At 59.5% G+C, this 1,812-nt stretch carries 3 protein-coding genes; all 3 read right to left on the reverse strand.

The features are described from left to right. Positions 1 to 407, reverse strand: a 407-nt coding sequence (locus ACXRVY_RS27000; protein WP_458238731.1) for an isocitrate lyase/phosphoenolpyruvate mutase family protein, incomplete at its 3' end; no start/stop codon positions are given. A 34-nt stretch (positions 408 to 441) separates the two neighbouring features. Next, on the reverse strand, positions 442 to 1,302 hold the full coding sequence (locus ACXRVY_RS27005) for a DUF72 domain-containing protein (RefSeq protein ID WP_223458333.1): 861 nt from the start codon (positions 1,300 to 1,302) through the stop codon (positions 442 to 444). After that, positions 1,302 to 1,607: a hypothetical protein gene (locus tag ACXRVY_RS27010; RefSeq protein ID WP_223458331.1), complete on the reverse strand. Its 306-nt coding sequence runs from the start codon at positions 1,605 to 1,607 to the stop codon at positions 1,302 to 1,304. Before ACXRVY_RS27010 ends, ACXRVY_RS27005 begins: the two co-directional genes overlap by 1 nt. Between the last annotated feature and the right edge of the window lie 205 nt (positions 1,608 to 1,812).

A 1,812-nucleotide genomic window follows, 5' to 3' on the forward strand; every position in this document is an offset into this window, starting at 1 on the left:
GCCTCGATTCGCGCCACGGCGTGCTCGAAACAGTAGATCGGGCCTTCTTCGCGGCCGGTGGCATCTTCGATCGAACCACCGACGGCACCGGCCCCTGCTGCGCGCAAGATGCTTTTCGCGCAGTCGGCCGGGTTGTCGGCAAAGCCGTTTTCCAGATCCACGGCAACCGGCAAATCGGTGGCGGCGACAATCGCCTGAACGTTCAGCAGGGTATCGTCGAGGGTCAATCCGCCATCGGCACGGCCCTGGGAAAAGGCATAACCGGCACTGGTGGTCGCCAGCGCCTCGAAGCCGAGGCTGGCAAGCATTTTCGCCGAGCCGGCGTCCCACGGATTGGGAATCACAAAAGCCCCGGGGCGTTCGTGAAGGGCTTTGAACGCTTGGGCTCGAAGGGTTTGCGCATCCATTGGGCAGGCTCCTGAAGAGGGGAAAGAATCCGCCTCAGAGCAGGCCAAGTTGCTCGATGGCGGGTTCTCTGTATAGCTCAGGCAGCGCCGGCAAGCCAGGCAAACGCAGCATCAGCCGGGCATGAAAACGCTGCGCCAGCTTCGCGGCCAGCAGGTTGTCGGCGGTGTGCAGGAAAATATACGGCGTGCGGCCTTCTTCGATCCACACCGCGATTTTTTCGACCCACGGTTCCAGGAACGTGTCGTTGGCCTCAAGCGTCGGATGGCCGATAAAACGCACCTGCGGGCATTGCGTGAATGCCGCCGGACGCGGTGGCACACGGGGTTTCTTCGATTGAGCGTGGAGCACCGAAGGTTCGGTCGAGGTGCAACTGAACAGCGCACGGGGATCGAGACAGATGCGTTCGACTCCACGATCCAGCAGCAGACGGTTGAGCATTCGCTCGCTGTCACCCTTGGCGAAAAACTCGTCATGCCGCACTTCCACGGCCAGCGGCCGCTGCATGGCATCAATAAATCCGGCCAGTTCGGGCAAACGTTGGGGCGTGAAGCTTTTCGACAGCTGTAACCACAGTGGCGAGACCCGCTCGCCGAGAGGGCTGAGCAATTGCACGAAGGTTTCGGCGGCGGTCAGCTGCTCGCGCAGGTCTCCACCGTGGCTGATCTCGCCGGGAAACTTGGCGGTGAAACGAAAATGTTCGGGCATGGTATCGGCCCAACGCTGCACGGTGCTGGCAGCCGGGCTCGCATAGAAGGTCGTGTTGCCTTCCACGGCATTGAAAACCTGGGAATAGAGATCAAGAAAATCGGCGGGTTTGGCGTCCGGCGGATACAGGTAGTCGCGCCAGGCGTTCTCGCTCCAGGACGGACAACCGAGGTAATACGGCAGCAACATCAGATGTACAGGTCGAGACCCAGCACATCCGCTTCCCAATCGACAAAACCGGCGGTGCTCAGGTAGCTGGCCAGGGCTGTCGCCACGCTTTTGCTCATGGCACGGTGGTAAATCATGTCTTGCTGACGGGCGGGAAGATTGCTCAGTTTTTGCGCAGAGGCTCTGGCGGCGCGGGCAGCCAGTTGCTCTTCAGTCGGGAATTCCAGCTCGCCGTCGATATCAATGACGTCGTCTTCCACCACGCGGCCTTGGCGAGGTTTGCGCTTGATGGGGTAGGACTGAGAAGAGGCGCCGTCTATACGCATGCGTGCATACTCGGAATCAGTGATGGCAGTTTAGTGGCGCATTTTCCACTTCGCAAACCGCCGAGTGATAACTAGAACACATAAAAGGCAAAAGGTTTAAAAGCTGGGGTTAGAAACTGATGATTGGCTATAACTGGTAGATCGCATCGCGAGCAAGCTCGCTCCCACAGGGGACAGATGTGTTCACAAATCCTGTGGACAACCC

This window comes from Pseudomonas sp. P5_A2_2 (genome assembly GCF_054177685.1).